Genomic DNA, 26,098 nt, shown 5'->3' on the forward strand with positions numbered 1-26,098 from the left:
TTTTATAATTGTTGATTGAACTAATTATTTACTCTTTTTCGGAGGAATTATTTTTGTTTTTTGTGCCTCTTTTGCTACTTTTTTAGCTTTAATTCTTTGTTTTGAAAGTCTTCTCAAATAAGAATTTACCTTTAAACGTCGATGTTTGAGATTTGGGTATTTGCGTTTTTGCCAATTTTTTTTGAGGCGATAATAACGATGATACTTTAATTTAGTTTTTTGATAGAATTTAGGTTCAAAATGTGGAGGAGCAACCAACCTCAACGAATCATAAGGTTCAAGCATGATGTCTCCATCAAAACCAACTACTTTCAGGCGAACTTTGGTAAGACCTTTGTTCGTCATTTTTAGCCATTTTGCTGGATTTTCAGTTAAATCAATAATCCTTCCCGGTTTAAAAGGTCCTCTGTCATTGATTCTAACAATCACAAAACGCTTGTTAGCAAGATTTGTTACTTCAACCATCGTTCCGAATGGCAAAGTCATGTGCGCAGCTGTATATTGATTTCTTTGAAGTATTTCTCCTGTTGAAGTAGGTTTTTGATAGAAATACTGAGCATAGAAAGAGGAAATTCCATAAGATTCATCTCCTAATTTTTGTGCATGGCTAACAGAACAGAAAAGGCAGAAAATTATAATAATTCCTAGAAGTGGTTTTGACATTTTGTGTGATTTAGTGGATTAAATTTAGTGGCTTTCTACACATTATCTACCAAAACTGGAATACAAAACTAGCCTTTTTCGGGAGAAATAAAAATATAAATTTTAGTGCTTATAATTTTGAAATACAGTAATTAAGCACAAAAAATAAAGTTTTTTACTTTAAATGGATTCAGATAAAAGGCTTTTAAAGCTAATCTGTTATAAATCTTCAAAACTTAGTATAGAAAGGATAAACGATGAAGCAGAAATTATTTTTTATGATTAACTTTTGAAACATTCAGAAAATTTATATTTTTACCAATCCGTAAACCCTAAATTGTCATAGCACAGTGGAAGAAAGAGAAAGAGAAGAATTGTTTTCGAAACGTATCAGAGCAGGAAAGCGAACGTATTTTTTTGATGTGAAATCGACCCGCTCAAACGACTACTACATTACTATTACTGAAAGTCGCCGTTATCAAAAGGATGATGGATTTGCTTACGAAAAACATAAAATGTTCTTGTACAAAGAAGATTTTGATAAATTTGTTGAAGGGCTACAAGAGGCTGTTGATCATGTGAAGCATGAATTATTGCCAGATGTAGATTTTACGCAATTTAATCGTGAAGATGAAGATGCTGTAGGTGGTTTTGGTAGCGATTTGAAATGGGAATAAACTAATTGAAGAATTGTATAAGCCTCTGAATTTTCAGAGGCTTTTTTGTTGTTGTAGGATTAAACTTGTAACTTTGCTCATATAGAAAAGCTCAAACAGACCTTATAATCTGCAAAAAATAGTTAAAATGTAAAAATCCCCATAAGTCTTCTTTTTTGAATGAAAATTCAAATTTAGCTGCATTGTCAGATTCATTATTCCCAAATTTTCAAGAAATGAATTGATAAACTTAGAAGTAGAATCTTCGATTTCTAAAGTTTAACACACAATAATAAGCAAGAGTTATGTTATATTCTATTTGCATGTTTAGTCTTGAGGTATACTTGATATTATAAATCTTTGAAATTAATAAGTAGATAAATGGGTCTTCAATGTGGAATCGTAGGTTTGCCTAATGTTGGTAAATCTACTTTATTTAGTGCAATTTCTTCAAATAAGGCGGAAGCCGCTAATTATCCTTTCTGTACAATCGAGCCTAATGTTGGCATTGTAACAGTTCCTGACGAACGTCTTAATATTTTAGAACAATTGGTAAACCCTCAAAGAGTTCTACCAACGGTTATTGAATTTATGGATATTGCGGGTTTGGTAAAAGGTGCATCGCAAGGTGCGGGTTTAGGAAACAAATTCTTGGCAAACATTCGTGAAGTAGATGCTATCTTGCACGTTGTTCGTTGTTTTACTGATGATAACATCGTTCACGTAGAAGGAAGAGTAAATCCTGTTTCGGATAAAGAAATTATCGATTATGAATTACAATTAAAAGATTTAGAATCTGTCGATAAAAAAATTCAAAAAGTAGAACGTGCAGCCAAAGCTGGCGATGCAAAATCTAGAGCACAATTAGCCATTCTTCAACAATATAAAGCTACTTTAGAAGCTGGTAAATCTGCAAGAACTGTTCAAGGTTTAGAACCTGATGCTAAATTTGAAGCAATCGGTGATTTATGTTTATTGACCGATAAACCAGTAATTTATGTTGCTAACGTAGATGAAGCTTCTATTGCAAAAGGTACAAACGAGTATGTAGAGCAATTGAAAGCTGCTGTAGCTGAAGAAGGAGCGGAGGTTGTAGTAATCTGTGCTGCTTTAGAAGCACAAATTGCTGAAATGGAAGATGAAGACGATCGTCAAATGTTTTTGGAAGAGTATAATTTGACTGAATCTGGTTTAGATAAACTAATCCGTAGCTCATATTATTTATTGAACTTGATTACTTATTTCACGGCAGGTGTGAAAGAAGTGCGTGCTTGGACAATCCAAAAAGGTTGGAAAGCTCCAGCCGCTGCTGGTGTTATTCACTCAGACTTTGAACGTGGTTTTATTCGTGCGGAAGTAATTAAATTTGCAGATTACCAACAATACAAATCTGAAAATGCTTGTAAAGAGGCAGGTAAACTATCGGTTGAAGGTAAAGAATACGTTGTAATTGATGGTGATATTATGCACTTCCGTTTTAACGTCTAATAACAATATTTAGTGATAAAAAAAAGCCTTCCAACATTCATTGGAAGGCTTTTTTTATTGATTTTTTATCAAAGTATAACCTACTAAAGCATCGGCTCTTGTTCCTATTGAACGATGGTATATCAAAATTTCATACACATTTTCAGTTTGTGAATGTGTGCCTTCTAGTTCTGCTTCGCTGATATTTCCTTCATTATCTTTTGTTACGTACAAATAATTGTACACTCCTTGTTTTAACTGAATAAAAGCTTCATAAGCTCCACTTTCTGGTACATAGTGCATTTGGTTTACTTCGTTAAGATTCCAATCGTTGAAAGCTCCGTTAATGAATACCTTTTTGTTTTCTAAGGAATCAGTTTTCAATAAAAAACTTACTCTTACATAATCCGATTCCGTATCGCCATGATTGGTTTCGTAATTATCTATCACGTACATTCCGTTGAAATCATTCGTCGCTACATAAGCCAAACCATTTTGTGGTTTTTCGGGACGAACCTCTATGATACTTTCTTTTTCTGCCTGAACAATTCTAGCAATATTCACTAATTTTTGTTGGGTACTTCTTCCATCAAACATTCTAAATTCATTACTGCCTTCTAATTGGTTTTCTCCTTCAAAAAACTGATAATCCATTTTACGATTGTAGGAATCAATCATAAATGGTTTAAGATTTGTAAGGGTTTTGTTGTCTCTAAAATTCTGGCGGATTACAATTTTCAAATCTTGCTTGGGGTCAATAATTTCGTAGCCACTATAATTTACACTAAAGTTTACCTGTTGATGAGTACGCCTTTTCTGAACATTATTCGGGAAAGTAACATTGCCAGCAACGCCTACACGATTCTGGAAAACCATAAATCTACGAGTAAGCACGATGTCGTCTTCATTACGGTTTTTATAAACCATTACCAAGTAGTTGCCTGCTAATTTGGTCTTAGGGATTTCTACAGCAAAATGGGTATATGGAATTTTGGTAGCAAATGAATTTCTATAATCGTTAATTGGGAAATCGTTGAATTCCGTCAAGTACTCAATATCATTCAATACAGAAGGTGTCCAATCTGCATTACAATGAAATATCTTTACTCTGAAACTCTGAAATTCAGGGGCTAAACAATCAAATTCTAGTTTTAAAATTTGATTTTCCTGTAAATTGATTACAGGTGGGTTTAAGGTTTCTTGAGGTGTTTTTGTAGCACTTAAAGAAGGATATAATTGAACAGTACGAATGTAAGGTTCATAAATATGATTATCGTAAATAATCTTTTTAGACTCGTATTGTACAGCTTTCTTTCTTTGCGCAAAAAAGGTAAATGGAATCAATAATAAGAATAAGATGGTTGAAATTTTCATAAAGAATAGCGAATGGATTGAGCGTCTAAGTGATAAAGCAAGATGTTTCTAATAACGAAAGGGAGACAAAATTATTCTGAAAGTAAACGAACAAAGGTTTAAAATCAAAAACGCAAATAAAGCAGTGTTTACCGTTTATTTGCGTTTTTAGAAAATTATTACTCAAAGTTTGTAGTCAATAATTAAACTTTACTGAAGTACACTTTCTGTTTCCTCAATCTCCAACATTACAGCTTCCCAAGTATCGCTTGCTTCTTCTAAAGAATTGAGAATTTTTTGGTAAGCAATGTTCTCTTTTTTCAATGTATCAGCATTGTTAAAAGTAATTGGGTCGGCAAGGGTTTTCTCTTTTTCGACTTTCTCTGCTTCTAATTTTGCGATTAAGCTTTCTGCATCAGTCAACTTTTGATTTAACTTCTTGAGATTCTTTTGTGCTTCCTTTTTGGCAAAATCATCTAAAACTGGCTTTTTCTCTACAACTTTCTCAACGGTCTTTTTCGGAGAACCTTCTTTTGGAAGTGTTCCATCTATTCTACGTTGTTCCATCCAAGTTTCATATTCATCATAAGTGCCTGGATATACTTTAATCTCTTCGTCTTCAATATACCAAATCTTATTAGCAATTTCAGAAACGAAGAACCTATCGTGAGAAACCACTACATAAGTACCTTCGTACTGTTGTAAAGCTTGAATCAAGATGTTTACAGACATCATGTCCAAGTGGTTAGTAGGCTCATCGAGTAATAAAAAGTTAGCCTCAGAGATTAATACTTTAGCCAAGGCTACTCTTGATTTTTCACCCCCCGAAAGTACTTTAATTTTCTTGAAAGCATCATCACCTGAGAACAAGAAACAACCTAAGATACTTCTTAATTCTGTTTCTAACTTCCCTGTTCCTGTCATTTTCAATTCATCCAACAGGGTATTGTTTACGTCTAAGCTTTCTAACTGATGTTGTGCATAAAATGAGTCGATAACATTATGCCCCAATTTGCGTTCACCTTCAAATTGCTCTGAACCATCAATGATTCTCAACACCGTAGATTTACCTTTACCATTGGCACCAATCAAAGCAATTTTATCTCCTCTTTCGATAACCGCATTGGTGCTAGTAAGAATCCTTTTTGGTCCATAAGCCTTTGTAATATCTTCCAAGTGCATGATGAAACGACCTGGCTGAGTACCGAAGTTGAACTTGAAGTTTACTTTCGCATTTTCATCCAAAACGTCATCAATCAATTCTAATCTTTCTAAAGCTTTTACTCTTGATTGTACCTGACGAGCTTTAGTCGCTTTTGCTTTGAAGCGAGTAATAAACTTTTCAGTTTGCTTTATTGCTTGTTGTTGGTTCTCGTAAGCACCTTTCTGTACTTCATTTCTCAAAGCTTTTTCTTCCATATAGTAAGAATAGTTGCCAGAATAAGAAACCAACTTCGAACCCGTTACTTCTACAATTGTAGTAACGGTGTTATCTAAGAAAAATCTATCGTGAGAAACAACAATAATTGCTCCCTCGTAAGTATTGATATAGTTTTCTACCCATTGAATAGACGGTAAGTCCAAGTGGTTGGTAGGCTCATCTAGCATCAATAGCGAAGGACGTTGTAAAAGCAATTTTGCTAACATTACACGCATTCTCCAACCTCCAGAAAACTTCTGTAAAGGCTGTGCTAATTCCTCGGTGCTGAATCCTAAACCTTCCAGAATTGCTTCTGCTTCCGACTGGATGGTATATCCGCCTAAAGCATCAAATTCATCTTGAAAACGAGCCAGTTTATTGACATCATCATCTTCAAAATTGGTTTCCATCTTATGTAAAACCTTATCGATTTCAGCTTGTAAGAAGTTCTGTCTTTCAAAAGCTTGCATCGCCACTGAAAGAATAGAATCGTCACTCTGATATGAAAGTAAGTCTTGATTTAAAAAACCAATAGTACAGTCGCCTGACTTAGAAATACTACCACCATCGGGTAAGTATTCACCATCTATTATACGAAGTAAAGTAGATTTACCAGTACCATTTGCCCCGATAAGACCGATTTTGTCTTTGGGCTTAATATGTAAGTTCGCCCCATCATACATTGGGCGAGAACCGAAATAAAACGAAAGATTATTGATAGATAACATACTACAAAGATAATGAAAATTGCCGAAAGAGCCGTCAATTGAGGTTATGGAAAGATGAATGAACGATATTTATCGAATTATCTCGAAAATTCACATCGTCTTTTTTAATCTTTTGTAATGTATTTTATTAATTCTGGGAGTCGTGTTGGCAATTCAAGCAGTCGGGTCGTCAATTCAAACAGTCATGTTGGCAATTCAAGCAGTCGGGTCGTTAATTCAAACAGTCATGCTGGCAATTCAAGCAGTCGGGTCGTCAATTCAAACAGTCATGCTGCCAATTCAAGCAGTCGGGTCGTTAATTCAAACAGTCAGGTTGCCAATATTAATTTGTTTTTTTACCAATAAAAAAGGATGGCTTTAAACCATCCTTTTTACAATTATTAATTAAGCTTTGCTTTTCCACCACCTAAATAAGGACTTTGCAATAATTTTTCTACACTTTCAAAAGGCACTTTAGTTTTATTGTATCCAAAGGTTGTTGCTAATGATTGTGTTTTGTTATTATCGCCCATTACCATATCAACATCTTGCATTGTCATCTGACTAGGGTGTTCATAACCACAAGCATGAGTAATCTCCAGAATTTCTTTGTTTAATGTCTTTACATAATTGTAAAAACGCTCGCTTTTAAGCGCTGGGTCGATTCCACCTTGTAACCAAGGACTTGAAGTAGCCACACCCGCTGGACAACGATTGGTATGACAAACCTGTGCCTGAATACAACCGATAGACATCATTGCTTCACGGGCTACATTGATTACATCACAACCCATAGCAAATGCCATCATTGCCTTTTCAGGAAAACCTAATTTACCAGAACCAATAAATACAATTTTATCTGCCAATTCATACTTCTGGAAAATCTTATAAACCCTTGTAAAACCATAATTAAAGGGTAAAGAAACGTGATCTGCAAAAGCATGAGGTGCAGCACCCGTTCCACCTTCGCCACCATCAATTGTAATAAAGTCTGGACCTTTTCCAGTTTTCACCATATACTGTGCAAGTTCTTCCCACATCTCTAATTTCCCTACTGCCGACTTAATTCCTACAGGTAAACCAGTTTTACTAGCCATTGATTCAATGAAATTAACCATTTCAGGAATGCTAGAGAACTCTGAATGAAATGCAGGAGAAAGAGCATCTTTACCCATCGGGATATGTCTGATTTCAGAGATTTCCTTCGTGATTTTAGCAGCGGGTAACATCCCACCTTTACCCGGTTTTGCACCTTGAGAAAGCTTTAGTTCCAATGCTCTGATGAATTGATTTTCTGAAGTCATTTTAATTAATTTCTCCATCGAAAAATTCCCATCATCATCTCTTACACCAAAGTAAGCAGTACCAATATTTACTACCACATCAGCACCATATTTATGATATGGCGAAAGTGAACCTTCGCCAGTGTTGTGATAACAGCCAAATTTTAAAGCTCCTTTATTTAACGATTCAATGGCTTTTGCAGACAAAGAACCGTAACTCATTCCAGAAATATTTACGACAGAATATGGTTTATAAGGACGCTTACGTTTATGGTATTCACCAATAGTTTTTGAACAAGGCACCGCACTTGGGTCTTTTTGATTGGGATGATTTGCCGAAACTTTATGCCCAAGCATGGCATGTTTAATAAAAATATATCCTGCTGCATTAAAATCTTGGTCAGAACCAAAACCTTGTAAATTGTTTTCTTTCTTAGAAGAAGCATACACCCAAGCTCTTTCTCCTCTGTTAAAAGGAAGTTCTTCACGGTTGTTGGCAACGATATATTGTCTGAGTTCAGGACCAATTTTTTCGAGCATATATCGAATATGACCGACCACTGGAAAGTTATGTTGAATGGTATGGCGATTTTGAAGAATGTCACGAAGTGCCAAAACGAGTAAGGCAATTGGAATAATGAACCACCAAGAAAAATTGGAAAAAATACTTATGAGAACCATAAATGATGAGCGTAAATTAGAATGTTAGAATTTTGTAAGAAAGCAAAATTAATCAATAGCAAAGCGCATTAACTTTTAAGGAGAATTACGCTTTGCAATCATTTAACTAAATAAGAAGATTAATGTTGTATAGAAATACCCAAAAAAAATTAAGGGGCGCTTGATAAAGAAACGCCACCTGAAACAATCATTTTCATGGCATCGGAAGCAGGAATATTCAATAAAGTAACATTGGCACTTGGAACAACAAAGATTTCACCAGAGAAAGCATAAGAATGTGGGCAGTAAACTAGCACTGCATCTTGAATATCTAAAAAACCTAAATCAGTCTGTGTAATGAAACCTAGCTTTTGGATACCATTTTCTTTGTTCAAAATAAATTTTACGGGTTGGTTAAACTTCTTTTTATCGCCAACAAACGCACCGATGAGGTCTTTTAAAGAAAAGTAAATTAAACCCACCAAAGGAAGTTTGGAAACCCCTTCTTCCAGAATTTGAATCAATGGCAAAGAAATGAACGTTGAACCTAAAAAGCCAACAATCATGATGATTGCCACCATAATGACTAAGCCAGTTCCACGGAAGTAAAAGTAAAATTCTTGGTCTAATGAATTCAGCAGGTTGAAAATGATGTAACCTGTTATGTAAACAGGGGCGAGTAAAAATAAACCTTTTACGAAATAGCCAAAAAGGCTGGCACTAATACGTTTGAATCTGAAAGACATTTTATTAAAATTTATATGCTCAATGGATGCTTGATTAACGTTTTACTAGATAGCTGGGTTCTTTGATTGAAAAGAAACAGTGACAATATTTTTCAATTTCTCACAAAAGTAAGTATTGATTGAGATTCTACTAAAGGAAAGTATTTATTTCACAAGGAATATACAAAATCTTCATTTATTTACCTTCCTGAACAAAGCAAGTTTGAGCAGATTTACAGGATAATCATCGTGATATTTCTGCTTTTTACTCGAAAAAAGACTTTCATCGAACAATTATTCGTAATTTTGCCCTCCTTGAATCTCAATAAATTCATTCAAATTTTAGAAAATAATCTCAAATTCATTTATGATTTACGAATATAGCTACCTGCAAAACTTTATTAAAAATGTATTTCTTTCGATAGGTTGTTCTGAAACAGATGCCGATTTGGCTTCGAAAGTATTAATTTCTGCTGATTTACGAGGAGTAGATTCACACGGGACAGCAAGACTAAGTGGCTATGTTCGTTTGTATGATAATGGAAGATTAAACCCAACGCCGAACATCAAAATCGTACATCAAACTCCTTCAACAGCAGTAATTGACGGCGACAAAGGTTTAGGCTTGGTTGTAGCACCGTTTGCGATGAAAATTGCGATGGAAAAAGCAACAAATGTAGGCTCTGGTTGGATTTCGGTACAAAATTCTAATCACTTTGGTATTGCAGGTTATCATGCCATGATGGCTTCAGACAATGATATGATTGGTTGGGCGATGACCAACGCCGCTCCATTGGTAACACCTACTTTTTCAAAAGAAAAGCTTTTAGGAACTAATCCCATTGCAGTAGCAGTTCCAGCAAAGAATAATCCTGCTTTCGTTGCAGACTTTGCCAGTACAGCAGTTGCTTATGGGAAAATGGAGATTTTACAAAGAAAAGGTTCGCCAGCACCAATTGGTTGGGTACAAGACAAAGAAGGGAATCCAACAGACGATTCTAATGCCGTAAAAAATGGAGGCGCATTATTACCCCTCGGTGGCGACCGTGAACATGGTTCGCATAAAGGTTATGGTTTAGGAGCGATTGTAGATATTTTCTCAGGCGTATTATCTGGTGCAAACTTTGGTCCTTGGGTTCCTCCGTTTGCAACCGCAGGTTTTATGACCGCAGGTGAACAAGTAGGAAAAGGAACAGGACATTTCTTGGGAGCAATGAGGGTTGATGCTTTCCGTCCAGCAGAAGAATTTAAAGCAGATATGGATAAATGGATTGACCGTTTCCATGCAGCCGACGCTGTAGAAGGCAAAAAAGTATTAGTGCCGGGTGATCCAGAAAGAGAAATAGAAGCTGAACGCAAAGCCAATGGGATTAATCTTTTAGAACCCGTTGTAAAAGATTTACAAGCTTTAGCAGATAGATTTGGGATAGCGTTTTAAGGATAGCGGTAAAATGTTTTATCTTTAATGGTGATTTTAGGGATTCATTAACAATAATTATTGTATTGTAACTTTATTGAAAACAACATTATTTATTTAAGAAATATGAACACAATCATCATTGAACCAAATTCTCAGGCAGATTATCAGCTTTTTATAGATTTGGCTAAAAGGTTGAAAGCTAAATTTAGAATTAGTGCTAGTGAAATAGACATAACAGATAATGTTTCGGATGAAAAGGCTTTTTATGCGTTAGCAGGAAGCTTTGATTTACCAGAGACAAGCGATGAATTGATAAAAATAATTGAAGAATCAAGGACAAATAAAGATATTGATACTTCATGGGCAGAATAAAGTATTTATTGGACTCAAATATTTGTATCCATTTTATCAAAAATGATTTCAATATTCCTGCTAAAATTTCTTCTGTAGGGGTAGAAAATTGTTTTATCTCAGAGTTGACTATCCTTGAGTTAATGTATGGAATAGCCAATAGCACTTCCACAAAGAAAGAAGAAAATCGGCTTAAATTAAAGCAGTTTACAGAAAGTTTTCAAAATAGAGTTTTACCTATTAGACCTGTTTTTGAAATCTTTGCAGAACAAAAAACTAGATTAAGAAGAATAGGAACTCCCATCAGTGATTTTGATTTGTTGATTGGTTGCACAGCAATATTAGAAGATTGTGTACTTGTAAGTCGAAATGTAAAAGAGATGATGAGGATTGAAGGACTAGTCTATGAAAATTGGATAGATTAAAAAGTTCTATAATTCTAAAAACAAATCATTAAAATAAAAACAATCATTTTAAAAGAACGCTTGCGTTTATTTCATTATCATCACAATGCAACAAAACAATAAATTATTACGCTACTTCTTTCTCGCATTCGCTTTATTTGCGACAATGTTTTCATATTATATTTGGCAAATTACCAAAACGCCTAATTATGAAGTAGATGAGAAAAAAGGCTTTGCCCTTTTGATTCCAAAAGGAGCAACTTTTGAAACCGTTTGGGATTCTTTGAGTAAACATAAAATTGTTAAAGACGAATTGTCATTCAAGTTTTTAGCAAAATTATTGAAGTATAAAGACAATGTTCGTGAAGGACGTTACGTCATTAAAGCAGACATGGGTAATTATGAAGTAATCAAAAAACTTCGTTCTGGAAACCAAGATGCCATTAAGCTTACTTTTAATAACATTCGTTTAAAGAAAGATTTAGTTCATAAAATCGGTAATCGCTTTGAATTTGATTCTACCGCTTTGGCAACAATGTTAGAAGACACTGCCGTTGCTAGAAAGTACGGATTCACCAAAGAAACAATTATGTGTATGTTCTTGCCAAATACTTATGAAGTATATTGGAATACAAGTCCCGATGAGTTAATGAATACCATGAAAACTTGGTATGATAAGTTTTGGACAGAAGAACGCAAAAGAAAAGCTACAGAAATTGGTTTAGACCCAATCAGAGCGCAAATCATGGCTTCGATTGTGGAGGCTGAAACAAAAAAAGCAGATGAAAAGCCAAGAGTAGCAGGTGTTTACATGAATCGCTTGAATACCAATATGCCTTTAGGAGCAGACCCAACCGTTATTTTTGCTCATCAAGATTTTTCTATTAAAAGAGTAACGAAGGCATTGTTACAAATTAATTCACCATATAATACTTATCGTGTTGTTGGTTTGCCTCCTGGCCCAATCAACTTACCAGATTTAGCATCTATTGATGCCGTTTTAAATTACGAACACCACAAGTATTTGTATTTCTGTGCGAAAGAAGATTTCTCAGGCTATCACAATTTTGCAGAAACCTTTGCTGATCATCTTAACAATGCCCGTATTTATCAAGAAGCATTGAATAAATTGAATATTAGGAAATAGCTTTTTTTGCTGTGAGCCTTGAGCTACGAGATTTGAGTTGTAAGCTGTGAGCTTTGAGCAAAATATAGCTGAAGACTAAAAAAATATTTATATTTTTTGCCAATTAGGAACTAATTAGCTCAAAGCTTATAGCTCAATACTCACAGCTAATAAAAAATTTAAGCAATGTATCAACACGATTATCAGTACAGAGTAAGATATGCCGATACCGACCAAATGGGTTATGTATATTATGGAAATTATGCAAGACTGTACGAAATAGGTAGGGTAGAAGCATTGAGAAGTTTGGGCTTTAGTTATAAAGCAATGGAAGATTCTGGCGTGATGATGCCCGTTTATGAAAATACTTCAAAGTTTATTGCTCCTGCTTTGTATGATGATTTGTTGACTATTCGTACTACCATTAAAAACCTTCCTGCCGCTAGGGTTGTTTTCTTTTATGAAATTCTCAATAGCAAAGGTACGTTGGTACACAAAGGTGAAACTACTTTGGTTTTTGTAAAAATGGAAAACAATAGACTTACAACAGCCCCGAAAGAATTGTTAGACCGATTGAGTACATTTTTTACTTAATCGGTCATATAAAATTGGAAATGCTAGAAAAAATAAAACATACAGAACCCTATTACCGTTTTCGCCTTTTCTTGAAGACCTATCATTTAGAAAATGCAGCAAAAACTGTATATCAAGTATTAGAAGTATTAATCAATAAAATTCTTCAGTTTGATATTGATGTTCGTGCAGCGGCTGTGGCTTATAATTTTACTTTAGCGATATTTCCGACAATAATTTTCCTTTTTTCACTCATTCCATACATTCCTGTTAATCATCTTGATTTAAAAATTATTGCATTACTTTCAGAAGTATTGCCCAAAGGAATTTTCCATGAAGCACAAGAAACCATTATTGAAATCGTAAGTAAACCACGTGGAGGAGTACTTTCATTAGGTTTTATCTTTGCTTTGTATGCTTCTACAAGTGGAATGATGGCTTTGATGAGAGCTTTTAACCTAACGTATAAAACCTCTGAACAACGTGGTTTTATTAAAGCAAGGCTGATTGCAGTGATGTTAAATTTCCTACTCACTTTTGTGTTGATTGTAGCGATAGGTTTCTTGATTGTGGGTCGATTGATTGTAGATTTCTTATTTGATGAAGGAATAATGAATCGAGATTTTACTTTTTACGCCTTACAGTTACTTACTTATTTGGTAATATTTTTAGTGTTTTTTATTACCATTTCCATCATTTATTATTGGGCGCCAGCCATTCATAAAAAATGGAAATTTATCAATGCAGGTTCTATCACCGCTTCAATTCTTACGATTCTTCTTTCAAATTTGTTTTCTTATTACCTCTCAAACTTTGCAACGTACAATAAACTTTATGGTGCAATCGGTACTTTTATCGCCTTAATGGTTTGGCTTTATTTGGTTGCTTTAGTTTTGATTTTAGGTTTTGAAATCAATGCAAGCATCGCTGAAACTTTATACGGTTCAACGGAATCTAAAAAAGCGATTGAAACTGAAACATAATTAAACAAGTATTTCTACAATATGAAAAATCCTGAAAATCTACCTATTGTTACTGTTATTGCCCTTTGTTACAATCATTCAGCATTTCTGGTAGAATCTCTTTCTTCAGTACTTCATCAAACTTATAAGGCAATTCAATTAATAGTTGTTGATGATGCGAGTGAAGATGATAGTCAACAAAAAATACTTGCTTTACTGCAAAATTACCCAACCGTTAAATGGTTTTTTAATGAAAAAAATATTGGAAACTGTAAATCATTCAATCAAGCACTTTTATTAGCTAAAGGGAAATATATCATTGATTTATCGACAGATGATGTCTTAGAAAATACCAGAATAGAAAAGCAAGTAAAGTACTTTGAATCATTGAGTGATTGGTATGGAGTAGTTTTTTCGAATGCCACTTTTATAGATGAGCAAGGAAATACTTTGAGAACTTTATATGATGATGAAAACCAAAGTATTTCAGAGGGAAATATTTATTCAAAATTGATAGAGCAATCTTTTATTTTGCCTTCTACAATGATGATAAAAAAAGAAGTATTGGATAGTTTTAATGGCTATGATGAAACATTGGCTTATGAAGATTTCGATTTTTGGATTCGGTCATCAAGAAATTGGGAATATGCTTATTTGCCTGAAATATTGACCTTTCAAAGAAAAGTATCATCGTCACTTTCTTCCAGATTTATTCAAAAAAAGAATCAATTAGTTGTTTCAACGGTAAAAGTTTGTGCCAAAATACAAAGTTTAAATCGTAACGAAACTGAAAACGAAGCCCTAGCTAAAAGGCTTTATTTAGTGTTAAAACAATGTGCTTTTACTGAGAATTTTGAAGCAGGTGAAGAAGTAATTAAAATGCTAAACCAGCTAAAAGGACATACTTTTAAGAGTAAATTACTTTGTATTATCATTAGATTTAGTATTCCATTGAACTTTGTTTATCTGAAATTTAATAAATTCAGACTTTAATCAGCTAATACTTTCTGATAGAATGCTATTAACTTTTTAGCTTCACTTTCCCAATTATATTGTTTTTGAATGGCTTCTTTTCCTAAATTTCCCATTTCTTTCGCTTCTTTTGGGTTTTGAATAAACCAATTAATAACTTCAAAAATCTCTTGAACACTTTCAGGGTTTACTCCGAATCCAGCTTTTGTGGAATTAATTACCGATAAACAATGTTCAAAATTTGAAGTAATTACGGGCAAACCAGACGCCATATATTCAAACATTTTGGTAGGATACGAGATGCTGTAATCGCCAACATCCTTGAGTAAAGCGATTCCAACAAAAGCATTTTTAGCAATTTCGGCTGCTTCTTTAAAAGACGTCATCCCATATTTTAAAACATTTTCTTCTAAATCATATTCTTTTATTAATACTTCTAGTTTTCTTGGGAAATCATTGCTTGAAAAATATCCAAATAAATGCAATTTGATGTTTGGATAAAGCTCTTTTAATAGATAGATTGCCTCCAAGAGTTTTTCAATACATCGATTACTTGAGATTTGTCCAATATAAAAAACTTCAGGTTTACTAATATTGAAATGGAAATGGATAGTTTCAAAGTCGGCTTTTCGAGGATAATTTAAAATGACTTCGTGATTTTTTATAATGTTGGGATAACTCGTCAGATAAGTATTCTCGGCAAAAATTAGGTTGAAATGTTTTGAAGAAAGTTTGTCGAAATACGAAAACAATGATAAAAGAATGTTGTTTTTCTGCTTTGTTGGAAGTTTTTTATGAAAATCTTCGTAGATGTCAAAAATCACTTTTGTCTTGAGTAAAGAAAATAGATAGGCAATCGGGATTAACTCAATCACATGGATATGAACGACTTTGGGTTGAATTTTAAAATACCAAAATAGAATTTTAGGAAAATTAAAACAGATTCTTTTCCAAAGTTGTGGGTAATAATTGATGTGATAAAAATGAGCTTTAGGTTCACTGTCTTTTAATCTAACAGCTTGAATTACATAGACTTCGTAATGTTCAACTAAAGTACTTACTTCTTTTATTACTCTTGGTGAATAATTACCAGTAGCAATATGCAGAATTTTTGTTTTTTTATTTGAAGGTTTAGTGACGAACATTTTATTATTTTAGGTACAACAAATTAAACAATCTGATAAAACTGATGGCTGAATTTATAAAATTATACGAAAAAGGCACCGATATGAAAAAAATAAATCATATTGTTGATTGCCTAAAAAACGGAGGAGTAATTATTTATCCAACCGACACAGTTTATGGAATGGGTTGCGATATTCATAATACTCGTGCTGTGGAAAGGGTTTGTCAAATCAAAGGAATAAAACCTAGTAAGAACAATTTTTCATTTATTTGTAACGATTTAAGCCATATTGCAGATTATGCAAAAGTATCAAATACTTGCTTTAAATTAATGAAAAAAGCTTTGCCAGGTCCTTTTACTTTTGTTTTGGAGGGGAATAATAAAGTCCCAAAAGTGTTATCACAAAGTAAAAAAACAGTTGGTGTCAGAATTCCTGATAATGAAATTCCGAGATTAATTGTAGAAGAACTTGGAAACCCAATTGTTACTACTTCAATTTATGATGATGATAGTATTGTGGAGTATTCAACCGACCCAGAATTGATTTTCGAGAAATTCCAAAATCAGGTAGATATTGTTATTGATGGAGGTTATGGAAATAATATGCCTTCAACCATTGTAGATGCCACCAACGATGATTTTGAAATTATTCGTCAGGGATTAGGAGATTTATCTATTTACTTATAAAATGTTGGCAATTGAAGATTTGCCAACATTTTTGTTTTTTAAAGCTTTAAAAACTGGTTTAAACTTCTTCTGAGATACTTCTCTTATGTTTCCATCTTCTGTGCGACCATAAGTAAGAAGAAGGGTTTTGCTTTATTGAAGCATCTAATGTTTGAACAAAACGCTCAAGAATTTCATTAGAACTGAGATTTTCGTAAGGAGGACTTGCTATTTCTGAAAGATTCATATCATAATATCCTCTCTTTTTTCTGACAAATTCCATGAAAATAACAGGATAATCAAATTTTCGTGCAATACGCTCTGGTCCAGTAAAAAAAGCAGAATCTTGATTCAAAAAGTTTGTCCAATAGGCAGATTTTAAATGACTAGGAATTTGGTCAGCCGCCAAACAAATAGCTCTGACTTTGTCTTTTCTTTCAATTGTTACTTTTATAGTATCCTTTCTTTCAATTAAAAAAGCACCAAAACGATTTCTGATTTGATAAGTAAGATTATCAAAAAATGGACTACTGAGTTTTTGATAGACAACATCTAAATCAACACCATTTAAACTAACAGAATGAATAGCCCATTCCCAATTTCCTTGATGCCCGCCAACAAAAATGATTGGAATGTTATTGTCTAAATACTTTTTCACAACTTCTATATTATTTACTTGCACTCGTTGTGTTACTTCTTCTGCCGAAATACTTAAACCTTTAAAGAATTCGATAAATACATCAGCTAAGTGATGATAAAAACCTTTAGCAATTTCATTGATTTCCTTTTCTGATTTTTCAGGAAAGGAATTTCTAAGGTTTTCTAAAACGACTTTTTTGCGATATTTGATTACTCTAAAAAGCAAAAAGTAAGCAAAGTCAGAAATGCGATAAAGCATCCAAAATGGTAAAGCCGCAAGAATCTTGAAGAAAAGCATATTAACTTTTGGTAATTTGTATTTTTTCTTGAAAAATAGAATGATTTTGGTATAAAAATTTGAAATTAAATCATTCTGCTGTATTTTAGGGAAATGATAATTGATTTACAATATTTACCCAGTCTCGAATATTTTGTGTGTTTACTTCAGCACGACACGATTGTTATTGAAGCACACGAATATTACGAAAAGCAAAGTTACCGAAATCGTTGTATAATTCAGACAACTAATAAGATTGATACGCTGTCTATCCCAGTAAAAAATGGAAATTCAAAAGTATTAATTCGAGATTTAAAGATAGAGTATCATCAAGATTGGATTCGCCGACATTGGGGTGCTATTCATTCTGCATACGGAAAATCACCTTTTTTTGAATATTATTCAGAATATTTTAAAAATATTATTGAAAAAAAGCCTGACTTTTTGTTCGATTTGAATTTAGAATTGCTGTCAATTTGTCTGAAACTTTTACGTCTCGAAAAAAAGATTATATTTACAGAAAAATATGAAAAAAATGTGGAGAGTGATTTTAGGAGTAAAATTCATCCCAAAACAGATTTTTCATTGAATGGTATTTATAATCCAATCGCATATCGCCAGAACTTTGGCAACGAATTTGTACCTAATTTATCTATTCTAGATTTGCTATTTTGTCAGGGAAGCCAATCTTTAAAGATACTTCAAAGCTCATTAGTAAATGAACAAACAACAATAAATTAGTGTTTAGTATATAATTTGGAAGAGATTTACAGAAAGTAATTTTAAAGAAAAACAGAGATTACCTTCAGCCTCAGTGTAAAGAAAATTGGATTATTCCATCATTCTTACGAACTGAACTCTGAGGTTTTATAACGCTATAACTCAAAAACTCTAAGCATGGAGGCAAAATTTTCAAACAGAGTAAAAGAGGTTATCTCACTCGCACGTGAGGAGGCAATCAGGCTTGGGCATGATTACATCGGGACGGAACATCTTATTTTAGGTATGATCAGAGAAGGCGAAGGCATTGCTCTTGATTTGATAAAAAAATGTGGCACTAGCCTTGATGATTTGCGTGTTACTATAGAACAAGCTACAAAGAGTACGGTTAGATCTACGTACACTATCAAAAACAAACAAGATATTCCACTTTCAAGACAATGCGAAAAAGTGTTGAGAGTCACCTACTTGGAGGCAAGAATTTTTAAAACTAATCTTGTCGGAACGGAACATTTACTAATGGCAATCCTTAGAGATGAGGATAATTTGGCCAAACAAATTCTTGAGAAGTTCCAAATACATTATGAATTAATTAAGGATATGGTGGAATATCAATCAAACCCTAATATCAAATCAGGCCCGTCTGACACAGACGATAATGATGATGATGCAAGAATGTTTGCAAGTGGAAACGCAGCTGGAGGAAGTTCTACCGCCAATAAAGGAACGGAAAAATCTAAAACTCCTGTATTAGATAATTTCGGTAGGGATTTAACAAAAGTTGCAGAAGCGGGTAAACTTGACCCAATTGTTGGGCGTGAAAAAGAAATAGAAAGAGTTGCTCAAATTCTTTCACGTAGAAAGAAAAACAATCCGATTTTGATTGGTGAGCCAGGTGTGGGTAAAACAGCTATTGCTGAAGGACTAGCACTAAGAATCGTTCAGAAAAAAGTATCTCGTGTTTTATTCGGTAAAAGAGTTGTTACACTAGATTTGGCTTCATTAGTGGCTGGTACAAAATACCGTGGTCAGTTTGAAGAAAGAATGAAAGCAGTAATGAACGAATTAGAAAAATCACCAGATGTGATTTTGTTCATTGATGAATTGCATACCATTGTTGGTGCTGGTGGAGCTTCTGGTTCTTTGGATGCTTCGAACATGTTCAAGCCTGCTTTAGCTCGTGGTGATATCCAAGTTATCGGGGCAACTACTTTAGATGAGTATCGTCAGTACATTGAAAAAGACGGAGCTTTGGCTCGTCGTTTCCAAACAGTAATGGTTGATGCCACTTCTATTGAAGAAACTATTGAAATTTTGAACAACATCAAAGATAAGTACGAAGATCATCACCACGTAACTTATACAGATGAGGCAATCGAGCAAGCAGTAAAATTATCAGAACGTTATATTTCTGACAGATTCTTACCAGACAAAGCGATTGACGTAATGGATGAAGTAGGAGCAAGAGTTCATATCTCAAATATTACTGTTCCTGAAGATATTGTTCGTTTAGAAGAAGCTATCGAAAATATCAAGAAAGAGAAAAATGCAGTAGTTAAATCGCAGAAATACGAAGAGGCTGCTCAGTTACGTGACCGTGAAAAACGTTTGTTAGACCAATTAGACCGTGCAAAACGTGATTGGGAAGAAGACACCAAACGTCGTCGTTATACAGTTTCAGAAGAAAGTGTTGCTGAAGTAATTGCACAAATGACTGGTATTCCAGTGAATCGTGTAGCTGCTACAGAAGGACAAAAACTTCTGAATATGAATGAAGAATTGCAAGGTAAAGTAATAGGGCAAAATCCAGCCATTGCTAAACTTGTTAAAGCTATTCAACGTACAAGAGTTGGCTTGAAAGATCCTAAAAAACCAATCGGTTCGTTTATTTTCTTAGGTCCAACTGGTGTAGGTAAAACAGAATTAGCGAAAGTTTTAGCGACATATTTATTCGATAAAGATGATGCTTTAGTAAGAATTGACATGAGTGAGTACATGGAGAAATTCAGTGTATCTCGTTTAGTCGGAGCTCCTCCGGGATATGTGGGTTATGAAGAAGGTGGACAATTGACTGAAAAGATTCGCCGTAAACCTTATGCCGTAGTATTGTTGGATGAAATAGAGAAAGCTCACCCAGATGTATTCAATATTTTATTGCAAGTATTGGACGATGGTATTTTAACGGATGGTTTAGGTAGAAGAGTAGATTTCAGAAACACTATCATCATCATGACTTCAAATATTGGAGCAAGAGATTTGAAGGATTTTGGAACAGGTATCGGTTTCTCTACGAAAACTAAAGTTGATGGTTTAGATGATGCAATGAAAGGAACTATTCAGAATGCTTTGAAAAAAGCTTTCTCTCCAGAGTTCTTGAACCGTTTGGATGATGTAATCGTGTTTAATTCATTAGAACGTGAACACATTCACCAAATCATTGATTTGATGTTGAATAAATTATTCATCAGAATTACAAATCTTGGTTATACCGTTGAATTGACTGAAAAAGCGAAAGATTTTATTGCTGAGAAAGGTTATGATTCACAATATGGTGCAAGACCGCTGAATCGTGCTATTCAACGTTATTTGGAAGATCCAGTAGCAGAAGAAATATTGAAAGGTGATTTAGCCAATGGAGATGTAATCTTAGCAGATTATTCTGGCGAAGGCGATTCATTAACACTTTCAAGAATTCTAGCAACTACTGCAACAGAAGAATAGAGAGTAATTTTAAACAGAAAGAGGTCGATTCATTAAATTGAATCGACCTTTTTTGTTGAAGTGTTATGAAAAATATGGTTTTACTTACTTTTAAATCAGTTTTATTTACGCTGTAAAATCTCTTTGATTACTTCTTTATCTTTGGCAATTTGTGCTTTTAGGGCATCTAATCCGCTAAATTTTTGTTCGTTTCTTACTTTTGTAATAAATTCAACACTGAGGTTTTCTCCATAAATTTCACGATTGAAATCGAAAATATTTACTTCGATTGTCTGATAGGTACCATCAACCGTCGGGCGATTACCAATATTTAACATTCCTCCAAAAGTTTCATCGTTGTAATGTACTTTTACGGCATAAACTCCATCGGTAGGAATTAATTTGGCTACTTCTCTTACTTGAATATTGGCTGTAGGGAAGCCAATTGTTCTACCTAATTGTTTGCCTTTTACAATAAGCCCTGAAATAGAGTAATTTCTACCCAAAAGATGGTCGGCAGATTGAACGTTTCCTTCTAATAATGCTTTTCTGATTTTTGAAGAACTTACACCTACATTATCAATATCTTGACGAGCGATTTCTTCAATTGAAAAACCATATCTTGAAGCATTAGTTTTCAAGTAATCGAATCCTCCTTCACGATTTCTTCCAAAACGATGGTCATAGCCAATGACAAGCGTTTTAGTGCCGATGGTTTCGATAAGAATCTTTTGAATAAATTCTTCGGATGAAAGCTCTGAAAACTCTCTGGTAAATGGAATAATCAAAAGATGTTGTACGCCATTTTGTTCTAAGAGTTCAATCTTTTCATCGAGTGTGGAAAGTAACTTGATGGTCTGATTGTCAGAAGAAATAACGCTTCGTGGATGTGGATAAAAAGTAATTACAACACTTTCTCCTTGCGTCTGTAAAGCTACTTCATTCAAGCGATTTAATATTTTTTGATGTCCAAGATGTACACCATCAAATGTTCCACTAGTGACTACCGCATGGTCTAATTTTTTGAATTCCTGTATTCCGTGGTAAACTTGCATTTTTATATTAGCTCTGTTCAAGATCTTTTACGAGTTGGACGATAACAGAGTTTTATCCTTTACATTATTACTTATTACAATAAAATTTAAAATTACTAATCCACTTTTCTTTGCTCAATAAACTCTTGAATTGTTAGTGCATTTTTAACATCAAATTCACCGATTTTTTCTCTTCTTAATGAACTTAAATAAGCGCCTGATTGGCAAGCCAAGCCAAAGTCACGCACTAAACTTCTGATATAAGTACCTTTCGAACAAACGATTGTGAAGCTAATTTCTGGAAAATTACTGCTATCAATATCAAATTTAGAGATTTCTACTTCTCTTGATTTGATTTCAATGTCGGCATCTGTTTTCCCTTTTCTGGCTAACTCATAAAGTCTTTTGCCATTTACTTGAATGGCAGAGTAAATAGGAGGAATCTGTAAAATTTTTCCTTGAAATTTACTTAAAGCTTCTTGAAGTATCGTTTCGTTGATATGTTCAGTCGGAAATTCTTCGTCAAATCCTGTTTCTAAATCTATAGATGGCGTTGTTTTGCCTAAAACAAAAGTGCCAGAGTATTCTTTTTCTTGTGCTTGGAAAGAATCAATTTGTTTGGTCATTTTTCCTGTGCAAAGAATTAATAGACCTGTTGCCAGTGGGTCGAGAGTACCAGCATGACCGATTTTTTTGAATTTACCAGCAAATTTTAATTTCTTAACGACATCAAATGATGTCCAAGTAAGGGGTTTATCAATCAATAAAACCTCCCCAGGGTCTGGAGAGGTCTGATTAATATTCTTTTGTATAGTTTCTTCTTGATTCATTATTAATGTGAGCCAACCGTCAAAGCTAAAATGACGATTCCGACGATGATACGATAAATACCAAAATATTTAAAACCGTATTTGTTTAAAATAGTGATAAAAAATTTGATGGCTAAAACAGCAACGATAAATGCTACAACATTTCCGATGGCTAAAAGTTTAATTTGATCTCCTGTAATACTTCCTTCATCAGAGATGAATTTCAATAATTTATATCCAGTAGCCGCTGTCATTGTTGGAACTGCCAAAAAGAAAGAGAATTCTGCTGCCAAACTTCTACTTAATTTTTGTTGCATACCACCAATAATTGTTGCGGCACTTCTACTTAAACCCGGAAACATAATGGCTAAACATTGGTATGCTCCGATTTTAATGGCTGTTACATTATTAATATCTGGTTCTTCGGTAATTACTGGATTTTTGAACCAATTATCTACGAACAATAAAATGATACCTCCAACTAACAATACTGTAGCAATAAAAACTGGATTGCCCAAATGTTCGTCAATAAGGTCGTCAAATAGTTTGCCGAAAATTAAAGCTGGAACAACAGCTAAAGCAAGTTTTACATAAAATTGCCATTTAGAAAAATCAAAAAACTTTTTCCAGTACAACACCACTACAGCCAAAATAGCTCCAAGTTGAATACAAACTTCAAAAAGTTTGGTGAATTTGTCATTTTCTATACCCAAGTAAGAACTCATTAATACCATGTGTCCTGTAGAAGAAATTGGGAGGAATTCAGTTAAGCCTTCGATAATTGCAAGTATAATTGCTTGAATTGTTGACATTGGTTTAAGGGATATTTTATTCTAAAATAAATTTCTAACTGTAAATCTCTTGATTATTGTTGATTATCACAAGATAAAGCCCTTTTTTCAAGCCTGATAAATCCAAAGAAATTAAATCTTGATTTGAAAAAGTCTGCTCAAATACTTTATTTCCTAAAAAATCTAAGATGAATGCAAGCTTGTAGTAAAAGCTTTAGTTGAAGTTTGTGAGGAAAATGTTTTCAGAAATAAATAATAGAAAAAACGCCTCTTCATTTTTTTTGAAAATGAAGAGGCGTTTAGATAATTTACCAAATCAGCAATTAATCATTAGCCAATTGATTATCAAGAATATTTTTCCAATCTTGATAAATGTCTTGATAGGTTGATGCTTTTTCTGTTTCTGGCTCAACAACACCTATTTTTTCCATATTTACAAAAGCATCTTTTGGATTAGCAAAGTATTTTACCCCAATACCTGAACCCAAAGCAGCTCCTTTTGCACCATCGGTATCATATAATTCTACAGCAACGCCAGTGACATTTACCAATGTTTGCGAGAATATATCACTTAAAAACATATTGGCTTTCCCTGCTCTGATGACTGATGGAGAAGTACCATTTTCTGCCATGATGTCCATTCCGTATTTTAAAGAATATGCAATTCCTTCTTGTGCTGCACGAATAATATGTGCATTGGCATGAGCATTCAAATTTAAACGTTGGAAAGTAGCACCAATTACTTTATTTTCAAGGACTCTTTCTGCCCCGTTGCCAAATGGTAAAATTCTTAAACCATCAGCACCTTCATTTACTTTTGAAGCAAGTGCATTCATTTCTTGATAGCTCAATCCACTTGCTACATTATCTCGTACCCAACGATTTAAAATTCCCGTTCCATTAATACATAAAAGTGTTCCTAAGCGATTCTGACCATTCAATTCATGATTTACATGGGCAAAAGTGTTTACTCTTGATTTTGGGTCGTAGCTTACTTTATCAGAAACGGAGTAAATCACACCTGAAGTTCCTGCTGTTGCGGCTACTTCACCCGGATCCAGTACGTTTAGTGAAAGTGCATTATTGGGTTGGTCGCCTGACTTATAAGTGACTGGAATTCCAGCTTTTAAACCCAAAGCATCTGCAATTGAGCTTTTTACTTCTCCATGATTTGAAAATAATGGACGAATTTCAGGTAAAATGGTAGTAGGGAAACCGTAACATTTCATCACATCTTCAGAAACGCCATTCGTTTGGAAATCCCAAAAAATACCTTCTGAAAGTGCTGAGTTTGAAGTAGTAATCTCTCCCGTAAGTTTCATGGCAATAAAATCTCCAGGAAGCATAATCTTATAAATAGAACCATAAACTTTAGGTTCGTTTTCTTTTACCCAAGCCAACTTTGAAGCCGTGAAATTTCCGGGAGAATTCAGTAAATTAGAAAGACATTTTTCATGCCCAATTTTATCAAAAGCTTTTTTTCCTATTTCAACGGCACGGCTATCGCACCAAATAATTGAAGGACGTAAAACACTTAGATTTCTATCTACAATGACTAATCCGTGCATTTGATACGCAATTCCGACCGCTTGAATATCTTTAGGATTGTATTTCCCAGATGAATTACATCTTTGAATTGCTTCTTGCACACAAGTCCACCACATTTCTGGGTCTTGTTCTGCCCAGCCATCAAAGGGAGAGGAGATGGTGTTTTCTGTATCTGGATATTGTGCGGAGGCAACTAGCTTGCCTGTTGAGCCATCTACTACAGATGCCTTGATGGAAGAAGTACCTAAATCTAAGCCTAAAAGTAACATAATCAGAGTTTGTAAGTAATTGAGATTATTTGGTAATTTTTATTGACTACCTTGTTGCAAAAATATAGAAAAAACCGTTAATGTTCTATAGTGTTCTAGTTATATTTTATTTTAAATCATAAATTAAACCGAAACAAAAAAATGGAAGAACTTAAACCCGTTATTTCAATACGGAATCTACAAAAAAACTACGGTGAAAAAAAAGTCTTAAAAGGCATTAATCTTGATATTTACAGAGGCGAAATTATCGGCTACATCGGTCCAAATGGTGCAGGTAAAAGTACTACTTTAAAAATCTTAATTGGCACTTTGAGCGATTTTTCAGGTGAAGTGTCAATTTTAGGCTATGATGTTACTAAAGATGCGATGGAAGTGAAGAAACATATCGGTTATGTGCCTGAAAATGCCATGCTTTATGAAGTACTTACGCCAATGGAATATCTTTTGTTCATCGGTCGCTTGTATCATTTAGAAGATGCTCAGATTGAAAAAAGGGCTACAGAACTACTTTCTTTGTTTGGATTGAGTGAAGTGATTGATACCAGAATGAGTACTTTTTCAAAAGGAATGCGACAAAAAGTATTATTGATTTCAGGTTTGATTCATAATCCTGAAATTATTTTCTTGGATGAGCCACTTTCTGGTTTGGATGCTAATGCAGTGATTTTGGTAAAAGAAATTCTAGCAAAACTAAAAGAAGCTGGCAAAACAATTTTGTATTCTTCACACATTATGGATGTCGTTGAAAAATTATCTGACCGTATCTAATCATCAATAATGGAGAAATTGTCGCTAATG

At 33.9% G+C, this 26,098-nt stretch carries 25 protein-coding genes; 13 read left to right on the forward strand and 12 right to left on the reverse strand.

Going from position 1 to position 26,098, the window contains the following annotated elements; genetic code table 11:
* Window positions 1-24: 24 nt before the first annotated feature.
* Window positions 25-663 (reverse strand): septal ring lytic transglycosylase RlpA family protein, encoded by a 639-nt coding sequence (locus VB798_RS20735; protein WP_323689149.1) that lies wholly within the window; start codon window positions 661-663, stop codon window positions 25-27.
* Window positions 664-992: 329 nt separating this feature from the next.
* On the opposite strand from VB798_RS20735, the gene VB798_RS20740 reads away from it, so the two are divergent.
* Together VB798_RS20740 and ychF are read left to right on the forward strand one after the other, a co-directional pair.
* Window positions 993-1,319 carry a DUF3276 family protein gene (locus tag VB798_RS20740; protein ID WP_323689150.1) on the forward strand — a complete coding sequence of 109 codons (327 nt, stop codon included), beginning with the start codon at window positions 993-995 and terminating at the stop codon, window positions 1,317-1,319.
* 360 nt (window positions 1,320-1,679) lie between these two features.
* Window positions 1,680-2,786: a redox-regulated ATPase YchF gene (ychF, locus tag VB798_RS20745; protein ID WP_323689151.1), complete on the forward strand. Its 1,107-nt coding sequence runs from the start codon at window positions 1,680-1,682 to the stop codon at window positions 2,784-2,786.
* Between the two features lie 54 nt (window positions 2,787-2,840).
* Here ychF and VB798_RS20750 read toward each other — a convergent pair whose 3' ends face one another.
* The 4 genes from VB798_RS20750 to VB798_RS20765 form a co-directional block, all read right to left on the reverse strand.
* On the reverse strand, window positions 2,841-4,139 hold the full coding sequence (locus VB798_RS20750) for a type IX secretion system plug protein (RefSeq protein WP_323689152.1): 1,299 nt from the start codon (window positions 4,137-4,139) through the stop codon (window positions 2,841-2,843).
* Window positions 4,140-4,328: 189 nt separating this feature from the next.
* Complete coding sequence (locus tag VB798_RS20755) at window positions 4,329-6,221, reverse strand: ABC-F family ATP-binding cassette domain-containing protein (protein WP_407654179.1); 1,893 nt, start codon at window positions 6,219-6,221, stop codon at window positions 4,329-4,331.
* 425 nt (window positions 6,222-6,646) lie between these two features.
* Window positions 6,647-8,209, reverse strand: a complete 1,563-nt coding sequence (locus VB798_RS20760; RefSeq protein ID WP_323689154.1) for an FMN-binding glutamate synthase family protein — start codon at window positions 8,207-8,209, stop codon at window positions 6,647-6,649.
* Window positions 8,210-8,358: 149 nt separating this feature from the next.
* Complete coding sequence (locus VB798_RS20765; RefSeq protein WP_323689155.1) at window positions 8,359-8,934, reverse strand: DUF502 domain-containing protein; 576 nt, start codon at window positions 8,932-8,934, stop codon at window positions 8,359-8,361.
* A gap of 346 nt (window positions 8,935-9,280) precedes the next feature.
* On the opposite strand from VB798_RS20765, the gene VB798_RS20770 reads away from it, so the two are divergent.
* The 7 genes from VB798_RS20770 to VB798_RS20800 all read left to right on the forward strand — a co-directional run bounded on the left by VB798_RS20770 (window position 9,281) and on the right by VB798_RS20800 (window position 14,742).
* On the forward strand, window positions 9,281-10,351 hold the full coding sequence (locus VB798_RS20770; RefSeq protein ID WP_323689156.1) for an Ldh family oxidoreductase: 1,071 nt from the start codon (window positions 9,281-9,283) through the stop codon (window positions 10,349-10,351).
* A 105-nt stretch (window positions 10,352-10,456) separates the two neighbouring features.
* Window positions 10,457-10,705: a hypothetical protein gene (locus tag VB798_RS20775; RefSeq protein ID WP_323689157.1), complete on the forward strand. Its 249-nt coding sequence runs from the start codon at window positions 10,457-10,459 to the stop codon at window positions 10,703-10,705.
* On the forward strand, window positions 10,693-11,109 hold the full coding sequence (locus tag VB798_RS20780) for a PIN domain-containing protein (RefSeq protein ID WP_323689158.1): 417 nt from the start codon (window positions 10,693-10,695) through the stop codon (window positions 11,107-11,109). The genes VB798_RS20775 and VB798_RS20780 overlap by 13 nt, the downstream gene beginning before the upstream one ends.
* A gap of 85 nt (window positions 11,110-11,194) precedes the next feature.
* The gene (gene mltG, locus VB798_RS20785; protein WP_323689159.1) at window positions 11,195-12,235 is read left to right on the forward strand and encodes an endolytic transglycosylase MltG; all 1,041 of its coding nucleotides are present in this window, start codon (window positions 11,195-11,197) and stop codon (window positions 12,233-12,235) included.
* 165 nt (window positions 12,236-12,400) lie between these two features.
* Complete coding sequence (locus VB798_RS20790) at window positions 12,401-12,808, forward strand: acyl-CoA thioesterase (protein ID WP_323689160.1); 408 nt, start codon at window positions 12,401-12,403, stop codon at window positions 12,806-12,808.
* 20 nt (window positions 12,809-12,828) lie between these two features.
* On the forward strand, window positions 12,829-13,770 hold the full coding sequence (locus tag VB798_RS20795) for a YihY/virulence factor BrkB family protein (protein ID WP_323689161.1): 942 nt from the start codon (window positions 12,829-12,831) through the stop codon (window positions 13,768-13,770).
* 21 nt (window positions 13,771-13,791) lie between these two features.
* Window positions 13,792-14,742, forward strand: coding sequence for a glycosyltransferase family 2 protein (locus VB798_RS20800; RefSeq protein WP_323689162.1), 951 nt, complete (start codon window positions 13,792-13,794; stop codon window positions 14,740-14,742).
* Here the strand turns inward: VB798_RS20800 and VB798_RS20805 are convergent.
* Window positions 14,739-15,866, reverse strand: coding sequence for a glycosyltransferase (locus tag VB798_RS20805; protein WP_323689163.1), 1,128 nt, complete (start codon window positions 15,864-15,866; stop codon window positions 14,739-14,741). The genes VB798_RS20800 and VB798_RS20805 overlap by 4 nt on opposite strands.
* Before the next feature lie 41 nt (window positions 15,867-15,907).
* Between VB798_RS20805 and VB798_RS20810 the strand changes: the two genes are divergently transcribed.
* Window positions 15,908-16,534 carry an L-threonylcarbamoyladenylate synthase gene (locus VB798_RS20810; protein ID WP_323689241.1) on the forward strand — a complete coding sequence of 209 codons (627 nt, stop codon included), beginning with the start codon at window positions 15,908-15,910 and terminating at the stop codon, window positions 16,532-16,534.
* A gap of 58 nt (window positions 16,535-16,592) precedes the next feature.
* On the opposite strand, the gene VB798_RS20815 is transcribed toward VB798_RS20810, so the two are convergent.
* Window positions 16,593-17,450, reverse strand: coding sequence for a lysophospholipid acyltransferase family protein (locus VB798_RS20815; protein WP_323689164.1), 858 nt, complete (start codon window positions 17,448-17,450; stop codon window positions 16,593-16,595).
* Between the two features lie 93 nt (window positions 17,451-17,543).
* On the opposite strand from VB798_RS20815, the gene VB798_RS20820 reads away from it, so the two are divergent.
* Window positions 17,544-18,170: a WbqC family protein gene (locus VB798_RS20820; protein ID WP_323689165.1), complete on the forward strand. Its 627-nt coding sequence runs from the start codon at window positions 17,544-17,546 to the stop codon at window positions 18,168-18,170.
* Window positions 18,171-18,326: 156 nt separating this feature from the next.
* Entirely contained in the window at window positions 18,327-20,870 is a 2,544-nt protein-coding gene (locus VB798_RS20825; protein WP_323689166.1) for an ATP-dependent Clp protease ATP-binding subunit, read from the forward strand.
* 101 nt (window positions 20,871-20,971) lie between these two features.
* Here the strand turns inward: VB798_RS20825 and VB798_RS20830 are convergent, their stop codons facing one another.
* The 5 genes from VB798_RS20830 to VB798_RS20845 all read right to left on the reverse strand — a co-directional run bounded on the left by VB798_RS20830 (window position 20,972) and on the right by VB798_RS20845 (window position 25,300).
* A complete protein-coding gene (locus VB798_RS20830; RefSeq protein WP_323689167.1) occupies window positions 20,972-21,904 on the reverse strand; it encodes a bifunctional riboflavin kinase/FAD synthetase in 933 nt (310 codons plus the stop codon).
* A gap of 95 nt (window positions 21,905-21,999) precedes the next feature.
* On the reverse strand, window positions 22,000-22,713 hold the full coding sequence (truB, locus tag VB798_RS20835; RefSeq protein ID WP_323689168.1) for a tRNA pseudouridine(55) synthase TruB: 714 nt from the start codon (window positions 22,711-22,713) through the stop codon (window positions 22,000-22,002).
* A gap of 2 nt (window positions 22,714-22,715) precedes the next feature.
* Window positions 22,716-23,504 carry an undecaprenyl-diphosphate phosphatase gene (locus tag VB798_RS20840; protein ID WP_323689169.1) on the reverse strand — a complete coding sequence of 263 codons (789 nt, stop codon included), beginning with the start codon at window positions 23,502-23,504 and terminating at the stop codon, window positions 22,716-22,718.
* Between the two features lie 34 nt (window positions 23,505-23,538).
* Window positions 23,539-23,673: a T9SS type A sorting domain-containing protein gene (locus VB798_RS24385; RefSeq protein ID WP_407654180.1), complete on the reverse strand. Its 135-nt coding sequence runs from the start codon at window positions 23,671-23,673 to the stop codon at window positions 23,539-23,541.
* 133 nt (window positions 23,674-23,806) lie between these two features.
* Complete coding sequence (locus VB798_RS20845; protein WP_323689170.1) at window positions 23,807-25,300, reverse strand: xylulokinase; 1,494 nt, start codon at window positions 25,298-25,300, stop codon at window positions 23,807-23,809.
* A 141-nt stretch (window positions 25,301-25,441) separates the two neighbouring features.
* Here VB798_RS20845 and VB798_RS20850 point away from each other — a divergent pair, with 141 nt between their 5' ends.
* Window positions 25,442-26,068, forward strand: coding sequence for an ABC transporter ATP-binding protein (locus VB798_RS20850; RefSeq protein WP_323689171.1), 627 nt, complete (start codon window positions 25,442-25,444; stop codon window positions 26,066-26,068).
* The last annotated feature ends 30 nt before the right edge of the window (window positions 26,069-26,098 follow it).

Origin of the sequence: Arcicella lustrica (assembly GCF_034930985.1) — a bacterium.
Taxonomy (GTDB): domain Bacteria; phylum Bacteroidota; class Bacteroidia; order Cytophagales; family Spirosomataceae; genus Arcicella; species Arcicella lustrica.

Coding starts and splice junctions, on each gene's coding strand:
- VB798_RS20735 (WP_323689149.1), bottom strand. CDS start 663: ATGTCAAAACCACTTCTAGGAATTATTATAATTTTCTGCCTTTTCTGT.
- ychF (WP_323689151.1), top strand. CDS start 1,680: ATGGGTCTTCAATGTGGAATCGTAGGTTTGCCTAATGTTGGTAAATCT.
- VB798_RS20750 (WP_323689152.1), bottom strand. CDS start 4,139: ATGAAAATTTCAACCATCTTATTCTTATTATTGATTCCATTTACCTTT.
- VB798_RS20755 (WP_407654179.1), bottom strand. CDS start 6,221: ATGTATGATGGGGCGAACTTACATATTAAGCCCAAAGACAAAATCGGT.
- VB798_RS20760 (WP_323689154.1), bottom strand. CDS start 8,209: ATGGTTCTCATAAGTATTTTTTCCAATTTTTCTTGGTGGTTCATTATT.
- VB798_RS20765 (WP_323689155.1), bottom strand. CDS start 8,934: ATGTCTTTCAGATTCAAACGTATTAGTGCCAGCCTTTTTGGCTATTTC.
- VB798_RS20770 (WP_323689156.1), top strand. CDS start 9,281: ATGATTTACGAATATAGCTACCTGCAAAACTTTATTAAAAATGTATTT.
- VB798_RS20775 (WP_323689157.1), top strand. CDS start 10,457: ATGAACACAATCATCATTGAACCAAATTCTCAGGCAGATTATCAGCTT.
- VB798_RS20780 (WP_323689158.1), top strand. CDS start 10,693: ATGGGCAGAATAAAGTATTTATTGGACTCAAATATTTGTATCCATTTT.
- mltG (WP_323689159.1), top strand. CDS start 11,195: ATGCAACAAAACAATAAATTATTACGCTACTTCTTTCTCGCATTCGCT.
- VB798_RS20790 (WP_323689160.1), top strand. CDS start 12,401: ATGTATCAACACGATTATCAGTACAGAGTAAGATATGCCGATACCGAC.
- VB798_RS20795 (WP_323689161.1), top strand. CDS start 12,829: ATGCTAGAAAAAATAAAACATACAGAACCCTATTACCGTTTTCGCCTT.
- VB798_RS20800 (WP_323689162.1), top strand. CDS start 13,792: ATGAAAAATCCTGAAAATCTACCTATTGTTACTGTTATTGCCCTTTGT.
- VB798_RS20805 (WP_323689163.1), bottom strand. CDS start 15,866: ATGTTCGTCACTAAACCTTCAAATAAAAAAACAAAAATTCTGCATATT.
- VB798_RS20815 (WP_323689164.1), bottom strand. CDS start 17,450: ATGCTTTTCTTCAAGATTCTTGCGGCTTTACCATTTTGGATGCTTTAT.
- VB798_RS20820 (WP_323689165.1), top strand. CDS start 17,544: ATGATAATTGATTTACAATATTTACCCAGTCTCGAATATTTTGTGTGT.
- VB798_RS20825 (WP_323689166.1), top strand. CDS start 18,327: ATGGAGGCAAAATTTTCAAACAGAGTAAAAGAGGTTATCTCACTCGCA.
- VB798_RS20830 (WP_323689167.1), bottom strand. CDS start 21,904: ATGCAAGTTTACCACGGAATACAGGAATTCAAAAAATTAGACCATGCG.
- truB (WP_323689168.1), bottom strand. CDS start 22,713: ATGAATCAAGAAGAAACTATACAAAAGAATATTAATCAGACCTCTCCA.
- VB798_RS20840 (WP_323689169.1), bottom strand. CDS start 23,504: ATGTCAACAATTCAAGCAATTATACTTGCAATTATCGAAGGCTTAACT.
- VB798_RS20845 (WP_323689170.1), bottom strand. CDS start 25,300: ATGTTACTTTTAGGCTTAGATTTAGGTACTTCTTCCATCAAGGCATCT.
- VB798_RS20850 (WP_323689171.1), top strand. CDS start 25,442: ATGGAAGAACTTAAACCCGTTATTTCAATACGGAATCTACAAAAAAAC.